The organism is Mycobacterium sp. 050128 (genome assembly GCF_036409155.1).
Lineage (GTDB): Bacteria > Actinomycetota > Actinomycetes > Mycobacteriales > Mycobacteriaceae > Mycobacterium.
The window spans coordinates 334,269-351,377 of the sequence record NZ_JAZGLW010000004.1 but is presented as its reverse complement, the minus strand read 5'-3'; the positions used below and the strand labels follow the sequence as shown (position 1 = coordinate 351,377).

Below are 17,109 nucleotides of genomic sequence, written 5' to 3'. Positions count from 1 at the left end.
AGCTCCCCACTCGCGAGGCATGCTGCCGGAGGCGACGACGCTTACAACGCGCTGAGCACACCCGCACCGACTAAACCCATCGCGACGACCGCACCCGTTGCCGTCGCGATGGCCTTCCATCCGAAGCTGCGAGCGACCATCGCGACGCCGGGGACACTGATCGCGGGAAGTGTGATCAGGAGCGCACCAAGCGGCCCCGACGAAACCCCCAGCAGCGCCAGGCTCTGCAGGATCGGTATCTCCCCCGCCGTCGGAATGACGAGCAGTGTGCCGACAATCGCCGCGAGCACCACGATCAGCAGACCGTGGTGCGACGGTTGCGTCAACGTCACCAGCCAGCCCCGACCCGCCCCGACGACCAGCACCATGATCGCGTACTCCGGCAACAGAACCAGGCACAGGCAGAGCAGGGCGCGCACGAATCTGCTTGCGGGCCAGCCAGACTCAGCGTCAGGAGGCGTGATCGCCTCGGCCACGGACCGTTCGGCGCCCCGCGCGCCGGTGACCAAACCCACCGACACCGCCACGCAGATTACCGTCGCGATACCGACGAGCGCCCTGGTCAACGTCCATTGCCAGGGCGCGACGAAGAACAGGAAGACCAGTACCGCGGGATTCAGTAATGGGTTCCCCAGCCAGTAGGCGATGGCGGCGGCGCGCGTGACGCCGGTGCGCCGCAACGTGACAGCGACCGGAGCGGCACAGCACGTGCACATCATCGACGGCATGCTCGCGACTCCCCCGGCCAACGCGCTCGAGATCAGCCCGCGCCGGTTCAGCACGCGCGGCAACCACGCCCGCGGCACCAACGCCTGAACCGACGCGCTGATCAGCAGCGCCACCACCAACGCCGGCCAAATCGAGGCAAAGTACGCGTGAAAGAAGGTCGTGGCGGCATGCCATGTCGGGGTGTCCCCGGCGCGCACGCCGCCGACCGCGAGGATGTTCGACCCCGACCAGTGATGAGTCCGCTGCGCCTTCAACGCTTTGGCGAGGTATGGCGTCCACTTCGCCCAGAGCAGCCCCACAACGAACACGGCCACCGTGACGAGAACACCAACCGTGACGCCGACGCGGCCCTGGATCAGTCGTGGCGTCCAGCCCCGTTCAGACATCTTGTGCTGCTTGAGCTTTCGCCCACCGGTAGTCGGCCTTGCCGGACGGCGACCGTTGCAGACGGTCGCGGAAGACAATCGCCTTCGGTAGCTTGTAACGCGCGATATGGCGGGCCGCCTCGGCGATGATGGCGTCGGCCATTTCTTCTTGCGAAGCATGTTCACCGTCGGCCAGCGCGACGATCGCGACGACTTCGTTTCCCCACCGGGTGCTGGGCCGGCCCGTCACGACCACGTCGTACACCGACGGGTGCTCGGCGATCGCGGCTTCGACCTCTTCGGCGAAGATCTTCTCGCCGCCGGAGTTGATCGTCACCGAATCGCGGCCCAGCAGCTCGATCTCGCCGTCGGCGAACCAGCGAGCCCGATCCCCGGGAACCGAATGCCGGATCCCGTCGATCACCGGGAAGGTCCGCGCGGTCTTCTCCGGGTCGCCGAGGTAGCCCAGCGGTATCAGGCCCTGCTGGGCCAGCCAGCCGACTTCGTCGTCGCCGGGCGACAGAATCCGGGTCATGTCCTCGCTGACCACCACCGCGCCCGGGTTCGGGGCGAACCGGCCGCTGGCGCCCTGCTGCCGGCTGGACACCTGCCCCATCTGGTTCCCGGACTCCGACGATCCTCCCGCGTCCAGGATCGTCAACTGCGGCAGCAGATCGAGGAATCGCTGCTTGAGCGGAGCACTCAGCGCCGCTCCGCCGGTGACCAGAATCAGTAATCCGGACAGGTCGTAGTCTCCGGACTCGAGCGCGTCGATCAGGGGCCGCCCGAAGGCGTCGCCGACGAACGACAACGACATCACGCGCTCCCGGCTGGCCAGCGCCCACGCTTCGGCCGGATCGAAGTGGGTGGTCGTCGGGGCCATCACAAACGGCCGGCCGCCGCAGAGGTTGATGAACGCCGCCCACTGTGCCGCGCCGTGCATCAGCGGCGCGCACGTCATCGAGCCGGGTCCGCCGGCGCGCGACCGTTCGACGATGTCGTCGAGGCTGGTCACCGGGTCGCCGCCGAACGGTGGTCGCCCGCCCATGGCGTTCATGTAGATGTCGTGCTGTCGCCATAGCACCGCCTTGGGCATCCCGGTGGTGCCGCCGGTGTAAAGGACGTAGAGGTCGTCTGGCGACAACGCGAGGTCCAGCGGCTCGTCGGTCACCGAGGCCAGCAGGTCCTCGTACCGGACCGCCGAGGGCAACGGATCGTTTCCGGACTCGTCATCGACGTGGATCAGCCGCATCGACTGCAGCCGATCCGGCGCCTGATCCAACGCTAAGGCCAGGGTCGGGGCGAACCGCGCCTGGTACATGACCGCTTCCGCGCCGGCATTGCCCAGCAGATAGACCAATTCGTCGGCGACGTAGCGATAGTTGACGTTGAACGGGGCCACCCGCGCCTGGTACGCGCCGAGCATTCCCTCGAGGTACTCGTTGCCGTTGGCCAGGTAGAGGCCGAGATGGCTTTGACCGGATTCGTGCGGCGCCAGCTCGTGACGTTCCCGCCGCGCGCCCAGGCCCCACGAGTTCAGCGCCCGAGCGAGCCGACGGGCACGTTCGTCAGTTTGCGAGAAAGTGAATCGTCGGTGACCAAATACAATGCAGTCGCGATCGGGATTGGCGGCAGCCACAGCCGAGAACACTTGGGCGAGATTGAATTCCACTAACTCTCCTCACGCCGTGCGGTGCGGCGAGAGCCACGCTACAACAGCGTTTCGCGGCGGATGTCACGCACTGGAAATAGCAACAGGTTTAGTCTCGGCATCGTGTACGGAGCTATGCGGGCCGGATACTCCAGGTTCGTCGCCCTCGGCGACAGCCAAACCGAAGGTCTTTGGGACGGTGACGAAACCACCGGCCTCTTGGGCTTTGCCGATCGACTCGCCGTCATGCTCGATACGCTCTACCCCGGGTTGCAATACGCCAACCTCGCGGTCCGCGGCAAGAAGCTTGGCGACGTACTCACGGAGCAAATTCCACCCGCGCTGGCGATGAAGCCGGATTTGATCACCATCTGCGCCGGGATGAACGACGTCATCCAGCCCGGGCGACAATTCCCGCGAGCGCTGGCCGAGCTCGACTACGTCTATGCGGCGCTGGCCAGATCGGGCGCGACGGTGGTAACCACGACCTTCCCGAACGTCGCTCAATTCCTGCCGTTCGGCCGCATCGTGTCCAAACGGCTGACCCGGATGAACAACGCGATCACCGTCGCCTCCGCCCGCTACGGATTCAAGCTCATCGACCTGTACAACGCGGCCTCGATGCGCGATTGGGACACCTGGAGCTACGACCGCGTGCACGCGTCCTCCAAGGGCCATATCCTGTTCGCCGCCGCAGCCGCCGAGGCCCTCAATTTGCCTGACAGCAGCCATGATTGGGCCGCAGCGCACCCCAATCCCACGCAGCTGTCCATCGCTGACGGCGCCTACGGCAAACTGCGCTGGACACAAGACAATTTCTTCCCCTGGTTGTGGCGACGGATGCGCGGCCTGTCCGCGGCCGACGGCCGATTCCCTAAGCGGCCCGAGCTGGAACCGGTCAGCGGTCCGCACGACGCCGCGCCCAGGGGCGACATTGCGGCACGGGGCGGACGTCCGTCAGGCATCCTTGACCCATGAACGTCGAGGCTTTGCTGCAGTCCATCCCGCCGCTCGCGGTCTACCTCGTGGTCGGGGGTGTGGTCGGGGTGGAAAGCCTGGGTATCCCGCTTCCGGGCGAGATCGTTCTGGTCAGCGCGGCGCTGATGTCGTCCCATCACGACCTTGCCGTCAACCCGATCGGTGTGGGCGTCGCCGCCGTGATCGGCGCGGTGATCGGCGACTCGATCGGCTACTCGATCGGGCGCCGATTCGGCATGGGGCTCTTCGACAAGCTGGGCCAGCGCTTCCCCAAGCACTTCGGCCCGGGGCACGTCATGCTGGCCGAGCGATTGTTCGATCGCTGGGGAATCCGCGCGGTGTTCTTCGGGCGCTTCATCGCCCTGCTGCGGATCTTTGCCGGGCCCTTGGCCGGCGCGCTGAAAATGCACTACAAGCGCTTTCTGGCCGCCAACGTGTCGGGCGCCATCTGCTGGGCGGGCGGCACGACCGCGCTGGTCTATTTCGCGGGAATGGCCGCCGAACGATGGCTGGAGCGGTTCTCCTGGGTCGCCCTCGTCATCGCGATCATTGTCGGCCTGATCGCCGCAATCCTGCTGCGCGAACGCACATCCCGCGCGATCGCCGAACTCGAGGCCGAATACGAGCAGAAGACCGGAAGCACGGCCGCCGACGCTGCTTGACGGTGCGGGCGAGCTAGCCGGTCGCTTCCTCTGTCTCGATCACGGCCGCCGGGCGGTGTTGCTCAATCAGAACAATGGCCATCTTCTGCGCGCGCCGAGCAGCCTCCAGGTCACCCACAGCCGCGAGAACGATGGCCCCCTTCATCAGGATGTGCCATGACGAGGCGAAGTCCTCGACGTCGGTGAGACCGGCGGCCAGCGCGCGGCGGCGCACGATGTCGCGGACGTGGTCGATATGCGCGATGCTGGCCTGCCCGGCGGGGTGATCGGCGCCCAGCTCGAGCAGCACGTTGATGAACGAGCAGCCTTCAAAGCCGTCGCGAAGCTGAAACCACTCGTGCATCACGTCGAAGATCGCCAGCAGCTGTTCCTCCGGCGTCGTGCCGCGTTGCTCCGACTGGGCCTCGATCAACCCGTGCGTCCAGATCTCTTCGCGGCGCTCCAGGACGGCCAGCACGAGGTCGTTCTTCGTCGCGAAATGCCGGTACAGCGTCGCCTTGGCCGCGCCGGCGCGGTCGATCACCTCATCGGTGCCGACAGCACGAATCCCACGCTGGCTGAACAGCTCATATGCCGCATTCAAGATCCGTTCACGGGCAGACGGAGCGGCCGGCACGATGTCGGAATTTTCCATATTTAGGCTTACGATACTCTTAACCGGTACATGTAGACAGACCGCTCTGTCTCGTTATACAAAGGAGATCCGCGCACTTCGCGGAAAGTCTGTCTTCAGACACTAGGACGGACATCCATCGCGGCGCCGACGGCGCCCGTCGATTAGGAGTCCCCATGAAGACAACTGCAGATCATGCTCCCCCCACGTCGGGCCCGCGGCTGATGCTCAGCACGCGACTGGTCTACGAGCTCGGCGACCCGCACAGCACGCTGCGGGCGACCACGGATCGCCGCGGCGCGGCCGTGATCATCTATGCGGGCGGCGAGATCGACGCCTGCAATGAGCAAACCTGGCGCCATCTGGTCAACGAAGCTGCCGGTGTCGTCGCGTCCCCCGGCCCCCTGATCGTCGACGTCACCGGACTGGATTTCATGGCTTGCTGCGCGGTCGAGGTGTTGGCCGACGCGGCAGCAGCCCTGCGCCGGCGCGGAATCGAACTGCGGCTGGTCAGTCCGCAGCGGATCGTTTTCCGAATCGTCGACGCGTGTGGGCTCAGCGGCATGTTGCCCGTCTACCCGACCGTGGACTCAGCGCTGGCTCGTTAGCCCCCCGGGCGCTGGATGCAACACCTACCCAGCTTCGGTGTGGAGGAGGAATTTCTCCTCGTTGACCCCGAAACGGGCGAACCGGCCCCATCCAATAACGACGTGGCCGCGCAGGCCCAGCGCCGGGGGATCGCGCTGCAGCTGGAGTTGAGCAGCTGCCAAGTCGAAACCGCCTCCAGTGTGGCCACGAGCAGCGCGGAACTGCGTGCGGAACTCACGCTGCTGCGGCGCACCGCGGCGCAGGCGGCCGAGGCCAGTGGCGTGCGGCTGCTGGCCCTGGGGCTCCCTCCGGTCACACCGCACGAGTTCCCGATCACCGAAACCGAGCGTTATCAGCGGATCGGGGAAGAGTTCGGGATGATCGCGCACGAGCAAGGCATCTGCGGGTGCCACGTGCATGTCGAGGTACCCAGCCGGGCTGCCGCCATCAAGGTCAGCAACTGGCTACGACCGTGGCTACCGTCTTTGCTTGCGCTGTCCGCGAATTCGGCGCTGTACCGCAGTACCGACACCGGCTATGCGAGCTGGCGCAGCATCCTGTGGCGACGCTGGCCGGCCGCCGGGCCGCCGCCGTTCTTCGCCTCACCGGAGCAGTACGACCGCACCGTGCGGATGCTGCTTGACGGCGGAGTGATCCTGGATCCCAAGATGATCTATTGGGACGTGCGCCCGTCGGCGCAGTTGCCGACGGTCGAGGTGCGAGTGGCCGACGTACCGGCGACGGTCGAGGAGACGGTGCTGCTGGCCACCCTGATCCGGGCCGCGGTGATGACGGCGCTGAAGGTGGACGGCCGCGGCGACGACGGCGGCCGATTGCCACCGGCGGCGCTGCGGGCGGCGTATTGGAAGGCCGCCCACGACGGACTGTCGGGACACTTGCTCGACTCGGCGAACCAGCACCGCGCGGTGCCGGCTCGTCAGCAGCTCGATGCCCTGGTGCAACGGGTGCGTCCGGCGCTCGACGAACTCGGCGAATACGACCGTGCCACCGCCGAACTCGACCGCATCCTGGCGCAGGGCAACGGTGCGATGCGGCAACGCAAGGTCTGGCAACAGCGCGGCGACATGATGGACGTCATCGACTACGCCGCCGCGGCCACGGCAGGCTGACGGCCTACACCGCTAACAGGCGATACAGCCCGATCAGCCCCACCACCACGATCGTGGAGCGCAACGCGTTCGGCGACAACCGGCGGCCGTACTTCGCGCCGACCAATCCACCGACCAGCGAACTCGCGGCGATGATCGCGGCCACCGACCAACTGATGCGGTCCGATGCCACCAACGTATAACCCACCGCCGCAACGATATTCACGACGAGGGCCAACAGATTCTTCGCCGCGTTCATGCGCTGCATCGACTCCGGCAAGAGTGCCCCCATCACGCCGACCAGCAAGATGCCTTGCGCGGCGGTGAAGTACCCGCCGTAGACCCCGACGGCAAACGTGCCGAACACCAGCAGCGCCATCCGCACCGGCGAGACGTGGTCGGCGGAACGACCCTGGGCCTCGGCCCTACGGCGCGCCCAGGATTGAATCCGCGGCCCGGCTACCACCAGCAGCAGGGCCAGCACCAGCAGCGCCGGCACCACTTCGATGAATACCTTCTCGGGCAGGTGCAGCAGCAAGTACGCGCCCAGCGCGGCACCGGCCAGCGACGCCGGGATCTGCCAACGCAATCGATCCCACTGACCATCCAGCTCGGCGCGGTAACCCCAGGTGGCCGAGACACCGCCGGCGACCAGACCGACGGCGTTCGACATCGTGGAGGTGACCGGCGGATAGCCCAGGGCGACGAGCGTCGGGAACGTGATCAAGGTCCCCGATCCGACGAGCGCATTGATTGCGCCGGCGGCGATCCCGGCCAGGCCGATCAAAATGACATGCGAAGCCAACACTTCCAAAAACACTAGCCGCACAACGTAATGCGCCGGCAATCGTGCAGCTCGGCGCGCTTGCGTCAGGCCGGAGGCGCTTCGGAGCCGCGCCCCACACCGGTGCGCAGCTTGACCGACGCCGAGTACGCGAGGCTTCGGAAATGCAGCACGGGGTCATCGGATGGTTCGATGCCGTCGGTCACTCGCATCGGGTCGAAAACGACGATGTCGCCGTCGTGTTCGCGCTGGGTATCGAGTCCGGTGATTTCCAGGGTGCCGACGGTGACCGTCTCGGCGCTTCGCCACGGCGCCGACGGGTCGATCGTCGAGTCCTGCGGCCCGGCGATCTGCACGCGATAGTCGAACCGGACCGGCCCTTGTGCCAGGCGCGTATTCAGCTCTTCGGTCAGGAAGTCCGGGGCCGCACCGCGGGCATCGGCGCCCGAGAGGTAGCTCTCGCCCGCGGCCGGGATCAGGTGGTAGCGAACAAATCTGGCGTTGCCGTCGGCGCTGATCCACCGGAACGCATGCAGGCCGTGGTACTCGATGGTGGCGTAGCTGGCCGGTACCTTGTTGGCGTCGCGCAGCACCGGCAACGCGCCGAGCAGTCGCGGATGGGTGACGAAGTACTTCGCCATTCGCAGCGGTGTCGTCAGGCTGGGCCGCATCGCCTTGAGCAGATCGACGAAACCCTCCGGCTTGCTGGAGACGAACAGCCGGGCCGTCTGGGTCGACACGTCGGTGGTGGATCCGTCGGGCAGGGTGAATTTCACCGCCATCCCGCGCACTCCCGGCGAGCCGTCGGGCTGCTTCGGGTTGCCCGATCCGTTGGAGAACCGGACCAGCGCCGGAACTTCGCTGCCGTCGAGATGCTTTGCCCGGGACAGGGTCGCCCCATCCCGGGTAGCGGTGAATGTGCCGCGGTACAGCGTGCCTTTCGCGTGCAGCGCCCGAGCGCCGGGTTGGGCTCCCCCGGTACCTCGAATCGCCTCGATCGCTTCGTCAGGAGTGACCATGCGCGAATCTTAAGGCGCTAGTCGGGAAAGCCGAAGAGTTTGACGACACCGTGATCGCGACCCGCGGTGTAGCCGCCGTCGACGGCGATGGCCTGGCCGCTGACGAATGACCCGTCGAGCGATAGCAGGAACGCCGCCACGGCCGCGACCTCCTCGGGCCGGCCGAGCCGTTGCAGCGCGTGCTCCTCGGTGATCGAGGCCAGCGGGCCCTCCATTCCCGGCAGCCCGAAAACGCTTTGGGCCATCGGTGTGTCGATGAAGCCCGGACAGATCACGTTTGCCCGGATGCCGCTCGGGCCGTAATCGAGCGCAATGTTCTTGGTGAGCAGCACCACTCCACCCTTGGCCGCGTTGTAGGAGCTGCCGCCCGCGGTGCCCTCCAGTCCCTCGATGCTGGCGACGGTCACGATCGAGCCGCGTTCGCCGTCGACCCTGTCCTGCTCGATCATCTTGGCCAGGGCCGCCTTGGCGACCAGGAAGGTACCGGTGAGGTTGATCCCGATCACTCGATCCCACTCCGCGCGGTCGAGTAGATGGACCGGGCCGCCGCCGGCAACACCGGCCGCGTGGAAGACGCCGTCGAGGCGGCCCGGCACGGCGGCGAACACGGCCTGGATGGCCGTCTCTTCGGTCACGTCGGCCGTGACGAAGTGGAAGTCGGGTCCCAAGTCCGGCGGGGATGCCAGGTCGGCTCCGATCACGGTGGCGCCTTCGGCTATCAGGCGCCGCGCGGTAGCCAGGCCGATGCCCGACGCCGCACCCGTCACGACGACAGTGCGGTGACGAGCGCGATCAACATTGACCATGTGTTGATTCCTTTATCCGAGGGTTTGCCCAGCAATGGTTACATACGTTGTCATCGCGATTCTGCTAGGCCATGACTCCCAGTGTCGCACTACCATTTTCCGTGTGGAGTTGCGTCACCTTCGTTATTTCGTAGCGGTCGCTGAAGAGCTTAATTTCGGTCGGGCCGCGAAGCGCTTATGCATTGCCGGACCGTCACTTTCGCAGCAAATCAAGGTCCTCGAGCGGGATCTGCGGGTGCGACTGTTCGATCGCGACCGGCGCTCGGTCACCCTCACAGCAACGGGAGCGGCGTTGCTCCCGTCGGCCCGCACGCTGCTGGATCAGGCAGATCAGTTGCGCCGGTCGGCAATCGGGCTGTCGCTGGCCGAACCCGTGCGGATCGGCTATGCGCAGTGGCTTCCCCCGGACCTGGCCGATCGGACCTCCGCGGTCGCGAAGGTGCACATCGACACGTGGGTGCTGCCGTCGCACGCGTAGGTCGCCCGGGTGGCCGAGGGCGGCGTCGATTTGGCGATCTGCGGGGTGCGCTCCTCCGACCTGGACCGGCATGGCCTGAACGCGCATCTCATTGGCGCCGAACAGCTTTACGCCGTCAGCGTCGGCTCGGACGCCTCACCGGTCGAGGCGTCCGACGCAGTGGTGCTGCTCGACGCCGACTCCGGCAGCTGGTTCTCGTGGAACCGGTACGGGGAGCAGTTCGCCCGGGAGACCGGAGCTCGCACGGTGCGGATCAGCGACGGGGGGCTTGCTGCCCCAATGTTTTTCGAGCATGTGCGGCGGCTGGGCCGACCGGTGCTTGCGTCACCCAAGGCGCAAACCGCCGCGCGGCCGGCAGATCTCGTGCAGCGCCCGATCGCCGCGCCCGCACCCTATTGGACGTGGTCGCTGGTGTGGCGGCGCATCGAGAACCGCGAGACGGTGCGTGGGGTGATCGACGCGCTGACGGCCGAAGCGGAGGTACCCGGTCTGGACGAGGCCTGGCTGCCCTTCACCGATCCTTACCGGTCGCGAATCACCGTGGCAACCGCGTGATTGCGCGGCTCATACGGTGACGCTGATGCGTTCGGATATTTCGAGGGTCGACCTCCCATCGACCTCCTAGCCGACGCCGGCCTGGAGGATGGAGGCTCCTACTCTCACGAAACTCGTCGTGGACAGGGTGACTAGCCTGGACTTGACTGCATCCGGGGACCCAGGGATTTTCGATGAGCGGAGAACTAATGCCACCAGCCGACGTCAGCACCGGCACGACGGAGACGCTCGTCGGCATGGTCGAGCAGCACGCGGCGCACCGACCCGACGACGTGGCGATCCACTTCGGTGAGCGGCAGTGGTCGTGGGCACAGTGGGCGTCGCGTATTCGCCAGACGGCCGGCGCGCTGCGAGCCGCGGGTTTGCGGCGCGGCCAGGTGGTGGCATTCCTGGACAAGAATCACCCCGCCTGTCTGGAAACCCTGCTGGCTGCCACGTCGATCGGCGCGGTGTCCACGATCGTCAATTGGCGGGTGATCGGCGACGAGCTCGTCCACGTGCTCAACGACAGCGGCGCGCAGGTGCTTGTCGTCGGTGCCGAGCTGGCGCCGGCGGTCGAGGCGATCCGCGCGAAGGTGAGTGGCGTGCAGCGCGTCATCGTGGTGGGCGGCGCCGAGGACGAATACGAATCCCTGGTCGCCGCAGCACCACCCGTCGAGGTTGATCCGGAGGTCGCCGACACCGACGCCGCGATCACGATCTACAGCTCCGGCACCACCGGTCGCCCGAAAGGCGTTCAGCTGACCCAGCGGGCCCTGGTCAATCACATCATCAATCTGTCGCCGCCCTTTCCCTTCTCGGACGGCGACGCCAACCTCGTTGCCATGCCGCTGTTCCACGTCGGTGGTATCGCGTATGCGTTCTTCGGTATCCGGGCGGGCGCACCGACGTTCCTGACCCGCGAGCCCGAGGCCGCGACGCTGATCGGCGCCGTGAAAGCCGGTGCGACGCATGCATTCTTGGTGCCGCCGGTGATCGCCCGATTCCTGGACGCCGGCGAGGCGGCGATCCGCGCGATGTCGGCTCTGCGCTACCTGGTCTACGGCGCGGCCCCGATGCCGGTGCCGCTGCTGCAGCGCGCGCTCGCGGCCTGGCCCGAGATGAACTTCGTGCAGGTCTACGGACAGACCGAGCTGTGCGGCGCGATCGCGGCGCTCGACGCCGACGACCACCGCAATTCCAGCCGGCCCGAACTGCTCATGTCGGCCGGAAAAGCCGCTCAGGGCAACGAGATTCGCATTGTCGATCCCGAGTCGGGTGAGCAGCTGCCACACGGCGAGTCCGGCGAGGTTTGGGTGCGCAGCGATCAGCGCATGATCGGCTACCTGAATCGGCCCGAAGCCACCGCCGACACCATCACCGCCGACGACTGGGTGCGCACCGGTGACATCGGACGTCTCGACGCCGACGGCTACCTGTTCATCGAGGACCGGCTCAAGGACATGATCATCACCGGGGGCGAGAACGTGTACGGGCCCGAGGTGGAAAGCGTGCTCCTCGAGCATCCCGGGATCGCCGACGCCGCAGTCATCGGGGTGCCCGACGACCGATGGGGCGAGTCCGTCAAGGCGATCGTCGTCGGCCCCGGCCTGGAACCCGCCGAGATCATCGAGTTCTGCCGCCAGCACATGGCCGGCTACAAGTGCCCGCGGACGGTCGATTTCGTCGACGAGCTGCCCCGCAACGCCAGCGGCAAGATTCTGAAAAACCAGCTCCGCGAACCATATTGGAAGGATCGCGCCCGCAAGGTATGACGCCGGCTGCACGATCCACGACGAAAGGGCGATATGAGCAGGCCGTTCGAATCCGTCAACACCGGCGTCGCCGCACGCATCGGCAGGTACGCCGACGCGGTACGCGTACCCGCGGGCTCTGAGGTCATCTACACCTCCGGCACGCCCGGGCTGCGTCCCGACGGAACGCTGCCCAAGGACTTCACCGAAGAAGCCACCCAGGCGTGGCGCAACGTCGAGGAAGCGCTGAGCCGGGCCGGGGCGCGATTGTCCGACGTCGTCAGCGTGCGGCAGTGGTTGATCGACGCGGCCGACATTCCGGCCTATGCCGCGGTGCGCTCGTCGGTGATCAGACACGAACCCGTGTTCATGCTCGCGGTGGTCCCGGCGCTGGTCTGGCCGGATATCCGGGTGGAAGTCGAAGTCACCGCGGTCCGCCGATCCGCGATGTTATAGCCTGCTTTTCGACCCGATATCGATTCGATCGCGAAGGCATCAGGGGCGACATGGGCGAGGTAGTCGACGCGAAGCGACGGGACGGCGCGATCGCGGTGCTGGGTGGCCCCACGACGGTGATCGATATCGCGGGCCGCAGGATCGTGATGGACCCGACCTTCGACCCGCCCGGCCCGCATGACTACCTGAACAAGCTCACCGGGCCGGCCGTGAGCGCCGACGACCTCGGGCAGGTCGACGTGGTGCTGATCAGCCACGACGAACACCCCGACAATTTGGACGACGCCGGACGGCGGATGGCGCAGGCCGCGCCGCTGATCGTCACCAATCCCGGTGCCGCCGGCCGCTTCGGCCCGCCGGCGGTGGGGCTGCAGCCGTGGCAGTCGTATTACCTGCCGGGTGGACCCGGACGCGTTGCGGCACAAGCAGTTCCGGCCGTACACGGTCCGGCCGACGGGATGCGCAACATGGAGGGCCACGTCAACTGCGAGGTCACGGGTTTCGTGCTGTACGGGCCGGGGCTGCCCACCATCTATCTCAGCGGGGACAACGCCTCGATGAGCGCGGTCGCCGAGGTGGCCGATCGCATCGGCGAGATCGACGTCGCGGTGCTGTTCGCGGGCGCCGCGATCGTGCCGGCCAAGGAGCGCGGGCGTCCGCTAACCCTGACCTCGGCGCGCGCCGCCGCGGCCGCCGAGGTGCTCGGCGTCAAGGTGGTGATCCCGGCCCACGTCGACGGCTGGGCCCATTTCAGCGAGGGCCCGAGCGAATTAGCCGCGGCATTCGACCAGGCGGGCATCAAGCGAGTGCTGCACACCGCTCCGCACGGCGAGTGGATCGACCTGAAGATCGACTGAAGTTCTAAAGGCGTCCCTCGGTCCGCAACTCCGGATGCACCCAGTCCGGCGAGCGTCGCTCCTTGAACGCGCGGACCCCTTCGCGCGCCTCGGCGTCCATCAGGCTGCTGGTCATGCCGATGCGGTCATACAGGCCCAGATAGCTGTCGATGCTGGACTTGATGACGTTGCGGGCGCGCGGTGCGGTCCGGCAGCTTTGTGCAAGCAGGTCACGGGCCACGTCGAAGAGATCGTCGTGGGGCACCACCCTGGTCACCAGACCCCAGTCGAGTGCTTCCTGGGCGGTGAGCACCCGGCCGGTGAACATCAGATCGCGGGTGCGCACCGGCCCGACCAGGCGCAGCAGCATCTGGCTGTAGTAGGTGTCGGCGTAGCCACGGAACAGCTCAGGCACCCGGAAGGTCGCCCGCTCGCTCACGACGGACAAGTCGCTGCAGAGCGCGATCTGCATGCCGCCGCCCTGGCATAGCCCGTTGACCGCGGAGACGATCGGTTTGGCCGAGGTCCGCACGGCGTCGAACGGGGTGACGTCCATGCCCAGTGCGGCGCCGAAGGTGATCCAGTCGTCGACGCCTCCCCCGCCGGTCATGTCACCACCGGGCGCGAACACGTCCCCGGTGCCGGTGATCAACAGCCCGGCCAGGCCGGGATCCGAATTGACAAGGCCTACGGCGTAACGGATTCCGAAGTACATCGCGGGCGTCAACGCGTTGCGCGCCCCGGGACGATCGATCGTGCAGACCGCGATCGGTCCCTGACGCTCGAACGACAGATACGGGGTGCCCAGCCAATCCCCGTCCGGGGGCAGGGGCGTGCTCTGCGATGTCGTCGGGGTCTGCGCCACGGGGCTCCTCCAGGATCGCGCTCGCTACTGAAACTCTTACAGTATGCGCGGGGCCCTAGACGAACGGCAGCGTGGCGACCTCGCTGGTCTCGGACATGCTCATGACCAGGTTGCGGTGCCTGTCCTGCAGCGTGGTCGAGGCGTCTCCGACGGCCCGGTCGCACTGCGAGCAGCGAATGCTGAACTGCGGCTGGTCCTGCTCGTCCGGCCAGAATCGGCGCGGTCCGACCTGGACCCCCGGGTCGAAGACGACCTGCTGGTGTGGGGCTTCCTTGAGGATTCTGCCGACGGGATGGCTTTGCGGGCACTCGAGTTTGAGAATGCCGATCCCTTCTTGGTTACTCATCGTCTACTCCTTTAGGGGTCTTGGTCTGGCGCTCGGGCTATCTCATTGTTGTCGTCACGCGCTGGGCTTAAACGCGGAGGTCTCGTCGTGGGCGAGGTGGACGAATTTCGTGAGGTCGATGTCCGGGTAGCGGCGCGCAATGTCGGCGAGGTCGTGCTCGCCCTTGCCGATGAAGTAGACATCGCCCTCGTCGAAATCCGGTGTCCCCGTGCTGGTTAGCTCAAAGGGAGGCATGCTGTCCTCTCCGGGTTGAGTGAGGGATGTCGCCGTTTCAGTCTGGGCCAGATGCCGCGGGCGTGCCAGGGTTACGGCTAACCTCGGCCACATGCCCGCAGATGCCAAGCACCCGAGCCCGACCAAGGTTCGCATCCTGCGTGCCGCCGCGGAGCTGATCGCCAAGCAGGGATACGCCGCCACCTCCACCCGGGACATCGCGTCCGCCGTCGGAGTCGAGCAGCCTGCCCTCTACAAGCACTTCAAGGCCAAGAGCGATATCTTCGCGGCGCTGGTCCGGCTGGCTCTGGAGTGGCCGAGCGCGCTGGCCGATGAGCTTGCCGCGATGCCGGTGCCGGCAATCGTCAAGCTGCACCGCATGTTGCGGGAATCTCTGGAGCATCTGCACGCCTCGCCCGAGGTGGTGGTCTCCGTCATCGCGACGCCGGACCTGTGGCAGGACAGCTTCGGTGCGGAGCAGGCACTGGCTTTGAAGATCGAGCACGCGCTCGCCGGGCTGGTCGAAACGGCACAGGCCGAAGGTGACGCGCGTGCCATGGACCCGATCTCGGCGTCGAGGCTCTTGCAGGCGCTGTTCGACGCGCTGACGCCCCAGCTCGCGGTGAGCCCGGACGAGATCCTGGAATTCGCGATGATCGCACTGTTGGCCGACCCGGCTCGTCTACCCGAAATCCGTTCTGCTGCAAATTCTTTGGACATTCAGACCGCCCGGCCGAACATTACCGTCTAGCCGCCGCTCCGGCTTGCGATTGGCCATCACGCGCGGGGCTCGGCCTGCGCGGAACTCCTAGGCCGGGCCCACGGGCCCCGTCGTTCACATTCGCCGCCCAACAACGCTTGACATTCGGTTATCGTTTGATAACCTTTGTCTAAGTTATCAAGCGATAACCACACCGACCGCAGGCAGCAGCCAGGAGACGAATCGCGATGACAAAGACACTGAACGTGGAGCACGCGGAGCTGATCGCCCGTGCCGGCGAGCTGGATGCCCCCATCCCGGGCGTTCCCTCCGAAAACGGCCAGGCGCCCTGCGCTCTCGAGCTGGCCACCAGGGCGGCCCAACAACTCGCCTTCTCCGCCGACAACATGCGGATTTATCTGCACGCCGGCGAACGGGAGCACGCACGACTCGCGCAATCGCTGCGCAACGCGGCCAAGGCCTACGAGGACATCGACGAGTTGGCAGCCGACGCGCTGAACAATGACGCGCCGATGGCCGCGCCGGCGCCCGCGCACACGGAAACCGACGCCGAGCCGGCGATGCTGGCCAGCACGGTTTCGCTGACGGGCCTGGACCCAATCCCCTACAGCCCGGTCAAGGAGGCGGCCAAGGCCCTGATGCAGGGTGACCAAGGCAGATCTCTTCTCGACTTCGCCGAGGAGTGGGCGGCATATCTGCGGACGTTGTCGCAGGCCAGCTTTCGGTTCCGGCCGTTCACGGACTGGGACAGCGAGGCGAGTGACGCCGTCGAGCGGCACTTCGATCTGGATCGGAACTGGTTGGACCACATGGCGAGACTGTGCGGCCAGCTGTCCACCCAGGCCCGGAACCTGGTTGCCGCGCACCGCTGGGCAGTCAGCGAGCACCCCACCCTCGAGAGGCTGCGGCAGCTCGACGAGCGGTGGATATCGAACCAGTCGGTGCCGGGCTGGGAACGATGGGGCAAGCCCGCGCTGCTGCGCGTCTACGCGGAGTACCAGGCGAAGTCGGAGGCGGTGCTGGCCGAATACGAGCAGCGCGTCGCGCTGGGTCCGGTGAATCCGCCGATGCCCCCGGTCGCCTACAAGATCGATGTGCCGTCCGCACCCGACCTCCGGGCAGGTCCCGGACTTGAGCCCCTGCCCCTTCCGGACGGCGGACTGCCTCCGCTCGGGGGTGCCATGCCCGCTCTGCCGTCGGGCGGGACGCCGTCGATGCCGACCGACGCGACGCTGAAGGATGCCTCGAAGAACCTGAAGATTGTGCCCAACTTGCCAAAAGGGGCGGGGATCAAGCCGGCATCGATCGGAGCCGGCGGCGCCGGCCTGCCGGCGATGCCCAAGATGCCATTGCAGCTCGCGCCAGACTCGGCAGCGGTGGCTCGGCCCGGAGCGACCACGGGCGGAGGTGTTCCGGTCCCGGCCGCGTACGCGGCGCTGAACAAGGGCGGTGGCGTGGGCATGCCGATGGGCGCCGCGCCTGCTGGCCAGGGTCAAGATGGCGGCAAGGCCAAGCGCGTGCAACACGGCGACGAGGCGATCTACACCGAGGACCGGGCCTGGACCGAGGCCGTGATCGGTCGACGCCGGGCCTCATAAGCTC

Annotated in this window: 18 protein-coding genes and 1 pseudogene; 10 read left to right on the top strand and 9 right to left on the bottom strand. The window is 66.9% G+C overall.

Annotation, left to right across the window (positions count from 1 at the left end):
* Positions 1-41 precede the first annotated feature (41 nt).
* Entirely contained in the window at positions 42-1,115 is a 1,074-nt protein-coding gene (locus SKC41_RS25120) for a permease (RefSeq protein ID WP_330980393.1), read from the bottom strand.
* Entirely contained in the window at positions 1,108-2,766 is a 1,659-nt protein-coding gene (locus tag SKC41_RS25115) for an acyl-CoA synthetase (RefSeq protein ID WP_330980392.1), read from the bottom strand. Before SKC41_RS25115 ends, SKC41_RS25120 begins: the two co-directional genes overlap by 8 nt.
* A gap of 102 nt (positions 2,767-2,868) precedes the next feature.
* Between SKC41_RS25115 and SKC41_RS25110 the strand changes: the two genes are divergently transcribed.
* Positions 2,869-3,723, top strand: a complete 855-nt coding sequence (locus tag SKC41_RS25110; protein WP_330980391.1) for an SGNH/GDSL hydrolase family protein — start codon at positions 2,869-2,871, stop codon at positions 3,721-3,723.
* Positions 3,720-4,385: a DedA family protein gene (locus SKC41_RS25105; protein ID WP_330980390.1), complete on the top strand. Its 666-nt coding sequence runs from the start codon at positions 3,720-3,722 to the stop codon at positions 4,383-4,385. The genes SKC41_RS25110 and SKC41_RS25105 overlap by 4 nt, the downstream gene beginning before the upstream one ends.
* A 13-nt stretch (positions 4,386-4,398) precedes the next feature.
* On the opposite strand, the gene SKC41_RS25100 is transcribed toward SKC41_RS25105, so the two are convergent.
* Positions 4,399-5,019, bottom strand: coding sequence for a TetR/AcrR family transcriptional regulator (locus SKC41_RS25100; RefSeq protein WP_330980389.1), 621 nt, complete (start codon positions 5,017-5,019; stop codon positions 4,399-4,401).
* A gap of 155 nt (positions 5,020-5,174) precedes the next feature.
* Between SKC41_RS25100 and SKC41_RS25095 the strand changes: the two genes are divergently transcribed.
* Together SKC41_RS25095 and SKC41_RS25090 are read left to right on the top strand one after the other, a co-directional pair.
* Positions 5,175-5,606: an anti-sigma factor antagonist gene (locus SKC41_RS25095; protein WP_442931786.1), complete on the top strand. Its 432-nt coding sequence runs from the start codon at positions 5,175-5,177 to the stop codon at positions 5,604-5,606.
* Positions 5,607-5,621: 15 nt separating this feature from the next.
* Positions 5,622-6,716, top strand: coding sequence for a glutamate--cysteine ligase 2 (locus SKC41_RS25090; RefSeq protein WP_330980388.1), 1,095 nt, complete (start codon positions 5,622-5,624; stop codon positions 6,714-6,716).
* Positions 6,717-6,720: 4 nt separating this feature from the next.
* Here SKC41_RS25090 and SKC41_RS25085 read toward each other — a convergent pair whose 3' ends face one another.
* From SKC41_RS25085 to SKC41_RS25075, 3 genes are all read right to left on the bottom strand, one after another.
* Entirely contained in the window at positions 6,721-7,503 is a 783-nt protein-coding gene (locus tag SKC41_RS25085; protein ID WP_330980387.1) for a sulfite exporter TauE/SafE family protein, read from the bottom strand.
* A gap of 62 nt (positions 7,504-7,565) precedes the next feature.
* The gene (locus SKC41_RS25080) at positions 7,566-8,498 is read right to left on the bottom strand and encodes a catalase family peroxidase (RefSeq protein ID WP_330980386.1); all 933 of its coding nucleotides are present in this window, start codon (positions 8,496-8,498) and stop codon (positions 7,566-7,568) included.
* A 17-nt stretch (positions 8,499-8,515) separates the two neighbouring features.
* Complete coding sequence (locus SKC41_RS25075) at positions 8,516-9,304, bottom strand: SDR family NAD(P)-dependent oxidoreductase (protein ID WP_330980385.1); 789 nt, start codon at positions 9,302-9,304, stop codon at positions 8,516-8,518.
* Positions 9,305-9,407: 103 nt separating this feature from the next.
* Here SKC41_RS25075 and SKC41_RS31895 point away from each other — a divergent pair.
* The 4 genes and pseudogenes from SKC41_RS31895 to SKC41_RS25050 all read left to right on the top strand — a co-directional run bounded on the left by SKC41_RS31895 (position 9,408) and on the right by SKC41_RS25050 (position 13,383).
* A pseudogene (locus tag SKC41_RS31895) lies at positions 9,408-10,337 on the top strand (LysR family transcriptional regulator).
* Positions 10,338-10,525: 188 nt separating this feature from the next.
* Entirely contained in the window at positions 10,526-12,091 is a 1,566-nt protein-coding gene (locus SKC41_RS25060) for a long-chain-fatty-acid--CoA ligase (protein ID WP_330980606.1), read from the top strand.
* 33 nt (positions 12,092-12,124) lie between these two features.
* The gene (locus SKC41_RS25055; protein WP_330980383.1) at positions 12,125-12,526 is read left to right on the top strand and encodes a RidA family protein; all 402 of its coding nucleotides are present in this window, start codon (positions 12,125-12,127) and stop codon (positions 12,524-12,526) included.
* A 50-nt stretch (positions 12,527-12,576) separates the two neighbouring features.
* Positions 12,577-13,383, top strand: a complete 807-nt coding sequence (locus tag SKC41_RS25050; protein WP_330980382.1) for an MBL fold metallo-hydrolase — start codon at positions 12,577-12,579, stop codon at positions 13,381-13,383.
* Between the two features lie 4 nt (positions 13,384-13,387).
* Here the strand turns inward: SKC41_RS25050 and SKC41_RS25045 are convergent, their stop codons facing one another.
* From SKC41_RS25045 to SKC41_RS25035, 3 genes are read right to left on the bottom strand one after another with little or no spacing between them, the layout of a single operon-like run.
* On the bottom strand, positions 13,388-14,227 hold the full coding sequence (locus SKC41_RS25045; RefSeq protein ID WP_330980381.1) for an enoyl-CoA hydratase/isomerase family protein: 840 nt from the start codon (positions 14,225-14,227) through the stop codon (positions 13,388-13,390).
* A 55-nt stretch (positions 14,228-14,282) separates the two neighbouring features.
* Positions 14,283-14,573, bottom strand: a complete 291-nt coding sequence (locus tag SKC41_RS25040) for a hypothetical protein (protein ID WP_330980380.1) — start codon at positions 14,571-14,573, stop codon at positions 14,283-14,285.
* 54 nt (positions 14,574-14,627) lie between these two features.
* Positions 14,628-14,807 (bottom strand): hypothetical protein, encoded by a 180-nt coding sequence (locus tag SKC41_RS25035; RefSeq protein WP_330980379.1) that lies wholly within the window; start codon positions 14,805-14,807, stop codon positions 14,628-14,630.
* Positions 14,808-14,898: 91 nt separating this feature from the next.
* Here SKC41_RS25035 and SKC41_RS25030 point away from each other — a divergent pair, with 91 nt between their 5' ends.
* Positions 14,899-15,537 carry a TetR/AcrR family transcriptional regulator gene (locus SKC41_RS25030; RefSeq protein WP_330980378.1) on the top strand — a complete coding sequence of 213 codons (639 nt, stop codon included), beginning with the start codon at positions 14,899-14,901 and terminating at the stop codon, positions 15,535-15,537.
* Between the two features lie 197 nt (positions 15,538-15,734).
* Complete coding sequence (locus tag SKC41_RS25025) at positions 15,735-17,105, top strand: PPE domain-containing protein (protein WP_330980377.1); 1,371 nt, start codon at positions 15,735-15,737, stop codon at positions 17,103-17,105.
* Positions 17,106-17,109: the final 4 nt, after the last annotated feature.

Bases quoted from the DNA above. Each gene is read 5' to 3' on its own strand.
- SKC41_RS25120 (WP_330980393.1), bottom strand. From the start codon at position 1,115: ATGTCTGAACGGGGCTGGACGCCACGACTGATCCAGGGCCGCGTCGGC.
- SKC41_RS25105 (WP_330980390.1), top strand. From the start codon at position 3,720: ATGAACGTCGAGGCTTTGCTGCAGTCCATCCCGCCGCTCGCGGTCTAC.
- SKC41_RS25100 (WP_330980389.1), bottom strand. From the start codon at position 5,019: ATGGAAAATTCCGACATCGTGCCGGCCGCTCCGTCTGCCCGTGAACGG.
- SKC41_RS25095 (WP_442931786.1), top strand. From the start codon at position 5,175: ATGAAGACAACTGCAGATCATGCTCCCCCCACGTCGGGCCCGCGGCTG.
- SKC41_RS25090 (WP_330980388.1), top strand. From the start codon at position 5,622: ATGCAACACCTACCCAGCTTCGGTGTGGAGGAGGAATTTCTCCTCGTT.
- SKC41_RS25080 (WP_330980386.1), bottom strand. From the start codon at position 8,498: ATGGTCACTCCTGACGAAGCGATCGAGGCGATTCGAGGTACCGGGGGA.
- SKC41_RS25075 (WP_330980385.1), bottom strand. From the start codon at position 9,304: ATGGTCAATGTTGATCGCGCTCGTCACCGCACTGTCGTCGTGACGGGT.
- SKC41_RS25060 (WP_330980606.1), top strand. From the start codon at position 10,526: ATGCCACCAGCCGACGTCAGCACCGGCACGACGGAGACGCTCGTCGGC.
- SKC41_RS25055 (WP_330980383.1), top strand. From the start codon at position 12,125: ATGAGCAGGCCGTTCGAATCCGTCAACACCGGCGTCGCCGCACGCATC.
- SKC41_RS25050 (WP_330980382.1), top strand. From the start codon at position 12,577: ATGGGCGAGGTAGTCGACGCGAAGCGACGGGACGGCGCGATCGCGGTG.
- SKC41_RS25040 (WP_330980380.1), bottom strand. From the start codon at position 14,573: ATGAGTAACCAAGAAGGGATCGGCATTCTCAAACTCGAGTGCCCGCAA.
- SKC41_RS25035 (WP_330980379.1), bottom strand. From the start codon at position 14,807: ATGCCTCCCTTTGAGCTAACCAGCACGGGGACACCGGATTTCGACGAG.
- SKC41_RS25030 (WP_330980378.1), top strand. From the start codon at position 14,899: ATGCCCGCAGATGCCAAGCACCCGAGCCCGACCAAGGTTCGCATCCTG.
- SKC41_RS25025 (WP_330980377.1), top strand. From the start codon at position 15,735: ATGACAAAGACACTGAACGTGGAGCACGCGGAGCTGATCGCCCGTGCC.